The organism is Spiroplasma sp. hy2, assembly GCF_044714365.1.
Lineage (GTDB): Bacteria > Bacillota_I > Bacilli_A > Mycoplasmatales > Mycoplasmataceae > Spiroplasma > Spiroplasma phoeniceum.
The window spans coordinates 1-8556 of record NZ_RXFZ02000027.1; the positions used below are offsets into that span (position 1 = coordinate 1).

The 8556-nt window shown below is 28.8% G+C and carries 7 protein-coding genes; all 7 read right to left on the minus strand.

Going from position 1 to position 8556, the window contains the following annotated elements; all coding sequences use genetic code 4:
* Positions 1-227: 227 nt before the first annotated feature.
* Positions 228-377: a 50S ribosomal protein L33 gene (gene rpmG / locus EHV01_RS01660; protein ID WP_004028258.1), complete on the minus strand. Its 150-nt coding sequence runs from the start codon at positions 375-377 to the stop codon at positions 228-230.
* A gap of 112 nt (positions 378-489) precedes the next feature.
* A complete protein-coding gene (locus EHV01_RS01665) occupies positions 490-1272 on the minus strand; it encodes a hypothetical protein (RefSeq protein ID WP_422065925.1) in 783 nt (260 codons plus the stop codon).
* Positions 1220-2020, minus strand: a complete 801-nt coding sequence (locus EHV01_RS01670) for an ATP-binding cassette domain-containing protein (RefSeq protein WP_422065926.1) — start codon at positions 2018-2020, stop codon at positions 1220-1222. The genes EHV01_RS01665 and EHV01_RS01670 overlap by 53 nt, the downstream gene beginning before the upstream one ends.
* A gap of 81 nt (positions 2021-2101) precedes the next feature.
* Complete coding sequence (gene parC, locus EHV01_RS01675; RefSeq protein WP_422065927.1) at positions 2102-5524, minus strand: DNA topoisomerase IV subunit A; 3423 nt, start codon at positions 5522-5524, stop codon at positions 2102-2104.
* Positions 5525-5526: 2 nt separating this feature from the next.
* Positions 5527-6009, minus strand: coding sequence for a hypothetical protein (locus EHV01_RS01680; RefSeq protein ID WP_422065928.1), 483 nt, complete (start codon positions 6007-6009; stop codon positions 5527-5529).
* A 101-nt stretch (positions 6010-6110) separates the two neighbouring features.
* The gene (locus EHV01_RS01685) at positions 6111-6425 is read right to left on the minus strand and encodes a hypothetical protein (protein WP_422065929.1); all 315 of its coding nucleotides are present in this window, start codon (positions 6423-6425) and stop codon (positions 6111-6113) included.
* Between the two features lie 11 nt (positions 6426-6436).
* Positions 6437-8374, minus strand: a complete 1938-nt coding sequence (gene parE, locus EHV01_RS01690) for a DNA topoisomerase IV subunit B (RefSeq protein WP_422065930.1) — start codon at positions 8372-8374, stop codon at positions 6437-6439.
* Positions 8375-8556: the final 182 nt, after the last annotated feature.

Genomic DNA, 8556 nt, shown 5'->3' on the forward strand with positions numbered 1-8556 from the left:
TTWTGCTTGTTGTTTTATTTTTTCATAAAATTCTAAAAATTGATCATCTGTTAAGCTATTTATTAATTCTGTAATTATTTTTTTCATTAATTATTTACCTCCATATTTATAAAATATACCTAATTTTAGGTATATTTTATAAATATCAAGAGTTTTCGACAAAATTAAAGATGTCAACTCTAATCTTTGCTAAAAATAATTTTAAAAAAATAACTCATTAAAATGAGTTATTTTTTTTCTTTATGTAAAGTATGTTGGTTACATTTTGAACAATATTTTTTCACTTCTAATTTGTCCTGTTGTTTCTTTTTGTCACGTTTTGCAATGTAGTTTTCTTCCTTACATTGTTCACAACGTAAAATTATTCCTTCACGCATTTGTTTACTCCTCTTTTCTGCTTAAATCTTATTCTTCCCGAATTTTACAACAAGTATATCATAGCAAAATAATTTAAATTTGCCAATTATTTTCGTTGCTTTCCGCATTTTTTTAATTATCTCAACGAAAAATTCGAACAATTAATCATATTAAGAGACCAGTTAAAACAACTGAACCCAACATAACACCACAGCCAATACTTAAGCCCTTGATTGATAAAATTGCTTCTTTATAGTGCGCACCAAATAAAGCCGGAATAAAAGCTACAAATAAGAATGAACCTCCAACAAATAAAATTGTTAAAATGGTAGTTACTATTGATTGCATTGTTCGTGAATTAATTAAGATAACAGCAATAATCATTAAAGCAATTGCAAAAGCAGTAATAAAAATTGAAATAATAAAAAACAAAAGAACAATTAAATTATACGCAACAACAAAATTAATCTTTAACACCGCATTAATAATGAAACTAGTAATTAAAACTAGGACATCAGCAATTAGTACTAAGGTAAAACAATAAGCGTAAACAATTAAAACAAAACCTAATGGTTTAATTCCTAATAATCCAATGCGTTTATAGACAACGGACATTTTTAAATCAATTAAAAAACCCATTAACATATATACAGCAATACTTGCCCCCGTTGCAATAAAAGTAACTCCAATTGATAGTGCCTTAACATTCGGTCCTTGGCGGTAGTTAACAAAAATTGCTTGGCAAAGAATTGCAATTGGAATTAGTACAACGGAAAGAATTAAAACCATTTTTTGGCGTCGCAAATAACTTAGAAAAAAACGATATAGGGCTGATAAATTAACTTTTTCATTAACTAATCAACTATTTTTTATTTTTATCGATGTATTTTGCTCAGTTTTTCGCTCATTTGTCATGTTCGATTGCTCCTGTTCTATAGCCCTGTTTATAAGCGCCAATTTGATATTCTTTAAATTGATCTTTGACAAAAGCTTCAACACTGCCATATTCGGCAACAACATCAACTACTTTTGTTACTTTTGTAATTTCTCCTGCAACCATAAAAATTAAAGTATCACAAAACTTCTCAATTTCTTCCATATTATGCGAAATTAATAATAATGCTTTATTTTCATTTGCTAAAAAAATACTTAAAATCTCATATATTTTATCTTTAATTTCTAAATCTAAGCCTGTTGCTAATTCATCAAGAATAATCAAATCTGGGTCAACAATTAATGCTAATAAAATATTAATCTTTTGTTGTTGTCCGCCAGATAATTTTGAAATATCCTCGTTCATAATTTTTTCAATTTGTAAATTTAATAAAAGTTGATAAATGTTTTCTGGTGGAATTAATAAATTATAAACTTTTAAATACAAATTTAAAATATCATAACCAGTAATGCCACGAGGATATTTAGATTCTTGCAATTGCATCCCAATCCGAATTCCAACTTGTTTTTCACTGCTGCTATTGGAAACACGACGTAATTGAGCTAAAATCTCACATAGAGTTGTTTTCCCTGTTCCATTTGGTCCAACAACTCCAATTCGATCTCCTTTTTGTACAGTTAAACTGACATTTTTTAAGACATGTTGTTTTCGATAAAATTTATTAATATTAGTACATTTAACTAAAAAGTCTGTTCCCAAATTAGTCATTTTTTATTCACTCCTCGTGTTTTTATCTTTCATTACTAAAATTATATATTAAAAATCAGCCAATTTTGACTGATTTTTAATTTATTTTTTACTTTTATCTAAAATATCATGAATAGTTAATTGTAATTCTTTTGTTTCATCAATTGCTAAATCTTTTTTAAAGTTAGCTTTCGTTACTCTTTTATTTTTAATTTGTTTAAAATCAACTTTTTGCATTGTTTGCTCATGATTATTTGAAGAAACATTTCTTAAGCCAACCTTAATTGTTCCAGCTGGAGCTTGTTCAATTGCTTTTAATCATTCTGTTCGTGATTTTGCTTTAATAATAGGTTTATCTTTTTCGCTATTATTAAACTCAAAATTAATTTGTTGTTGTCTATTTTTAAGCAGAGTTTCCACTCTTGTGACCACTTTTCCAAAAGATGGTTTTTCTTCGTCAAAAGACGGAACTGTCGGTTTTATATTTTTTTGTTGATTATTTTGTTGTGCCTGTGCTTTTACTAAAGCTACTTTAGCTTGCTCACGTTGTTTCTTTTCAATTAACATATCTGCTGTTGTTTTCACTTTTCCAAAAGTTTTGCGAACAAATAATGGCGATGGTTCTTGTTCAGGTGCAGATACGATTGTACTAGTTTCCACATTTGTTGAGGTTTGTTCTAATTGTCGTTTACTTTGTTGTTCTTTTCGAACTTTCTTTTTTGTTTCTTTTATATTTTTATTTTTCTGGCGCATTTTTTCTCCGCGTGGTTTACCCACAATGTTTTTGTTAATTGTTTTCTTACTATTTGCATGATAGTCAAGCCTTGTTATTGGTTCTGCTGTTGCAATAACTTGCTCAACTTGATAAATTTCTTCTGGTGGAATCATTAATGCTAATTTAACATTAGGATCACTTTCCTCATCGTTAGTATTTTCTGAGGTGATTGTTTCCTGATTATAACTTTTTTCATTTGGTTCTGTCTTATTAACAGCAGCATTATTCGTTGGTTTTGTTAATTCAATTAGGGCTTTGAGATTGTTTACATTATCATGTTCATTATGATGAAGCGGATGCTTTTTTGCAGCTGCACTACTACTTTCTAATCCTTTTTTTGATGGGATTAGTTTTAAATCATAATAATGGGGAATAACAATATCAATAATATTTTCAAAGCCTAACGTATGATTAGCAGTAACTAATTTATGAATAGGCATTTTATCAGTATTAAATATCTCACTTTCATCATTTTGATTTAACATATGTAAAATATCTTTCCCTTTTGTTAAAAACGTTCAGCGGACAAGTTCATTAATATCTTTATTTAACTTATATAATCGTGTTCCTTTTACTGGCCGTGTTGATGTAGGAATTTCTGTTAAATCAATTTTTTTCCCAGTATTAAGATTAGTAATTAATACTAAATTATCATCTTCACAATAACCCGCATTAATAACTACATCATCACGTAGATTAATTGATTTTACCCCTGCTGTTCGTAACCCTAATGTGGGAATTTGTTTTTTACGATATTTAACAATAAAACCGTTTGCTGTTGTTATGACAACATATGGATGATGATCAACTAATTGGCTAGCAACAACTTCATCATCATTTTTTAAATTAATAGCTTTAAGAGCTTTGCTAATTCGTGTTGCTTCAAAATCTTTAACAGCTGTCTTTTTAATCATTCCATTTTTAGTTGCCAACATAATGTATTGTTCTTTTTTATTAAAATCATTTAATAAAAAAGCACTAATAATTTTTTCTTCTCCTGGTAACTCAGAAATAGTATTAACATGTTCACCAATATCACGTAACCGAACAGTTTTAATTTTATAAACTGGAATAATAACATAATTTCCTTTTGAAGTAATTAATAAAATTTTATCAGAAGTATTAGCTTGAAAATCAGCAATTCATAAATCTCCTGGTTTTCGTTTAAATTCTTCAGTTGCTAACCGTGCTAATTGATTATTTTCTAACGCTTTTAAATACCCATCTCGTGAAATTCAAATGTTCAAATCTTTTTCAATAATTGTTTCTGTTTTTTGAATTTCAATTGCTTCAATTTCATTCTCAATCATACTACGACGACGTGAAACAAACTTTTTCTTAATTAATTCGAATTGGTGAATAATAACACTATTTAATTTATTAATATCACGTAAAATTGCTTTTAATTCAGCAATTGTTGCAATTAATTCTTTTTGTTCTGCTTTTAATTGTAAAATATCTGTTGAAGTTAACCGGTATAATCGTAACTGGACAATTGCTTCGGCTTGAATTTGGGTAAAACCAAATTTTTTCCCTAAATTATGAATTGCATCACTGCGATCTTTTGAATGGCGAATAACGGCAATTACTTCATCTAAAATACTAATTGTTTTGATTAACCCAGCAACAATTTCTGAGCGTTTTTTTGCACGTGCTAATTCAAAACGAGAACGATGAGTAACAACTGCTTGTTGATGTTCAACATAGTGGGTTAAGATTTCCTTTAATCCTAATTGTCGTGGTTGTTTATTTGCAATAGCAACCATATTAAAATTATATGAAATTTGTAAATTAGTATTTTTTAATAAAAATTTCCGTACGGTTTCAACATTAGCTTGTTTACCTAATTCAATCACAATTCGTAACCCTTCGCGGTCTGTTTCATCACGAACTTCCTTAATATTTAATCCTGGTTCATTATATTTAATATCATCAATCTTTTTAACTAAGTCTTGTTTAATAACTTCATATGGAATTTCAGTAATTACTAAAGCATTGTTTTCAAATTCAATTTTGCTACGAACAATAATTTTGCCTTTTCCTGTTTGATATGCCTCTAAAATTCCACTTTTTCCCTGAATAATTCCCCCCGTTGGGAAATCAGGTCCTTTAACATATTTTACTAAATCCTTAACCGTACTGTCTGGTTTTTCAATAAAATGAATTGTTGCATTAATAATTTCATGTAAATTATGTGGTGGAATATTTGTTGCATATCCAGCAGCAATTCCAGTTGAACCATTAACTAATAAATTTGGAAATAAAGCTGGTAATACAACAGGTTCTTGTTCTGAATCATCAAAATTAGGAGCAAAAGCAACTGTTTTTTTATCAAGATCTTGTAATAAAAATGAGGAAATTTCACTTAAACGAGTTTCAGTATAACGCATTGCAGCCGCTGGGTCCCCATCAATTGAACCATTGTTTCCATGCATATCAATTAATGGATAACGGACCTTTCAATCTTGCGATAACCTTACCATTGCATCATAAACTGATGTATCACCATGCGGATGATATTTACCAATTACTTCTCCGACAATCCGTGCCGATTTTTTATAACTCGTATTAAAAGTTAATCGTAATTCATTCATTGCAAATAAAATACGACGTTGCACTGGTTTTAAACCATCACGAACATCAGGCAAGGCTCGATCTTGAATAATATATTTGGCATAACGACCAAAGCGTTCTGACATAATATCATTTAAACTATAAACTAATTCATTTTCTTTTTCGTTATTACTCATTTTTAAATTCCTCTCTGTAAATCAACTTTCATCATTTCATTCTTGATTATAAACTTTTTATAATCAATTTGATAAAATAACTTTTGCCCTAATTTTGTTAATATTCAATAATCCTTATGTTTATCATAAGTAAAGAGTTGCTGTTGATGAGTTAATAATAACAATGTCCGGAAATATGCTAAGATTCGGTCATTAAGATTATTACAAATTTCCATTAACTGTAATAACTCTGCTAAAATATTTGTTTTGATTATAAATTCTTGTTGATAATAAATTGTTGTTGCTGATTTAATCATATATTTACCCATTTTAGATAACCAATCAATTTCACATTGATAAAATAAGGTTCCTTCAATTAATAATAATTTATAAATTGTTAAATTTAATGTATTTAATTGTTGATTAATTTTTAGTGGTAAATTGTTAGGTTTAATTAATGTTCTTTTTTTTAATATTAATTCCCATATTAATTTTTTGCCAAGCAAATAAAATTATTAATATATTAATAGTCTAATTCAAATGCAACAATTTTATCGTTAAAAAAATGAATGCCTTCTTTTGTTAACAAGTACAAGTTACTACTTGGTTATAATTGATAAAGCGGTGTTACTTGTTGCATAATTTTTTTTCAAAAAACTTCTTTTTCCGTAGTTTGTTGCGCTGCTAATAGTAAACTTTCATAACATCAATTTAATGCTATTTCATCTGCTATCGCAAGTTCAATTGTTGTTTCAATTGTATTTTCACTATCTTCACTGCCATTACTTGTTCAAACTTCTAATGTCAATCTTGTTTTTGTTTCTTTTATTTTAATAAGTCATAACTGAAAATTTTGATATTGACTAAGAGTTAGATTGGTTTGATTTAGGGTATTAATTAATTTTTTGATTGCTTGTAACATTGTTGTCCTACTTAATTAATGATTGCTTGAAAATCATCTTCTAAAGTAAATTTAACATTTTCATCAATTCAATCTTTTCGTTTTTTAGCATCATCTCCCATTAAGGTGACAATCCGTCTTTCAGCCATAACAGCATCATCAATTGTTACTAAAATTAGCTGACGAGTTTGGGGATCCATTGTTGTTTCTCATAATTGTTCTGCGTTCATTTCCCCTAGCCCTTTATAACGCTGTAATTCAAATTTACCATGAAATTGACTTAATTTATTTTTTAATTCTGTTTCATCTCATGCGTATTCAATATGTTTATTTTTGGTGCTAGTAATTTTAAATAAAGGTGGTAAAGCAAGATAAACCCGATGATTTTCAATTAATGGTCGCATATAACGATAAAAAAATGTTAGCAATAAAGTTTGAATATGCGCACCATCCGTATCCGCATCAGTCATAATAATTACTTTGCCATAATTGGCATCATTAATATCAAAGCCATTTCCGACTCCAGCCCCAATGGCATTAATCATTACATTAATTTCTTCATTATTCATTAAATCTTGAAGTTTTGCTTTTTCAGCATTAATCACTTTCCCGCGTAACGGTAAAATTGCTTGAAAACGACGATCACGCCCTAACTTGGCACTTCCTCCCGCCGAATCTCCTTCAACTAAAAAAATCTCATTATTAAATTTATTTCGATTTTGAGCTGGGGTTAATTTTCCGGTTAATAAGCGATCACTATTACCACGTTTTTTGCTATTACGAGCTGCTTCGCGTGCTTTCCGAGCCTCTTCACGAACATTACGAGCTAATAATGCTTTTTCAATAATAGTATAAGCATTTGCCTTATTTTCTGTTAATCAAAATCCAAATTGCTTTGCTACAATTGTTTCAACAACAAGTCGTGCTTCATAAGTTCCTAATTTTCCTTTCGTTTGACCTTCATACTGAATTAAATTTTCAGGAATTTTTACTGAAACAATAGCTGTTAATCCTTCCCGTGTATCAACCGAATCAAGATTCTTATCTTTTTCTTTTAATAAACCTTCTTTGCGAGCATAATCATTAATTACTTTTGTTAATCCTGTTCGGAATCCAGCAACATGACTGCCACCTTCACTTGTTTTAACATTATTGGCAAAACTAAGTAAATTTTCATTAAATTCAGTTGAATATTGTAACGCTATTTCAACTTCAATTTGTTTTTCTATCCCTTTTAACATAATAATTGGAGTAATACTTTTTTTACCTCCATTCATATAAGTAATGAATTCTTCCAAACCATTATTAAATAAATATGATACTTTTTTATCAGTGCGTTGGTCAGTCAATGTCAACTTAACCCCACTATTTAAAAATGCTGATTCACGAATTCGTTCTGAAATTGTGGAAAAAGAAAAATCAATTACTTTAAAAATCTTATGATCAGGTAAAAAAGTAACTGTTGTTCCTGTTTTTGTTGTTGTACCAATTTTTGTTAACGGTTCTTTAACTTGCCCACCATTCGCAAATTTAATACTTCAAACTTTGTGGTCACGATAAATTGTGACATCAAAAGTTGACGATAAAGCATTAACAACAGAAGAACCAACACCATGTAATCCTCCTGATGTTTTATAACCATCACCACCAAATTTTCCCCCAGCATGTAAAACTGAAAAAATTACTTCTGGCGTTGATTTACCAGATGAATGAATTCCGGTTGGAACACCACGACCATTATCTGCCACCGTAATCGCATTATTTTTATAAATAATAATATCAATTTCATTACAATAACCAGCTAATGCCTCATCAATTGAATTATCAATAATTTCTCAAACTAAATGATGTAATCCACGAACATCAGTTGAACCAATATACATTCCTGGACGTTTTCGAACCGCATCTAGTCCTTCTAAAATCTGAATTGATGATTCATCATACTTTAATGTTTTATCTTCAATACTCATATTCTCTATCATTCCTTTTAAATATAATTTTCACTATTAATATTTTATATTATAATGCTTTTATTTACAATTATTTACCTTTAATTTTGTCGAAAACTCTTGATGAAATAAAAAAAATCATCAATATGACAATTTGAAAACTAATTTTGTGTAAGATTATGATTTTGCTTTAAATTTTTTAA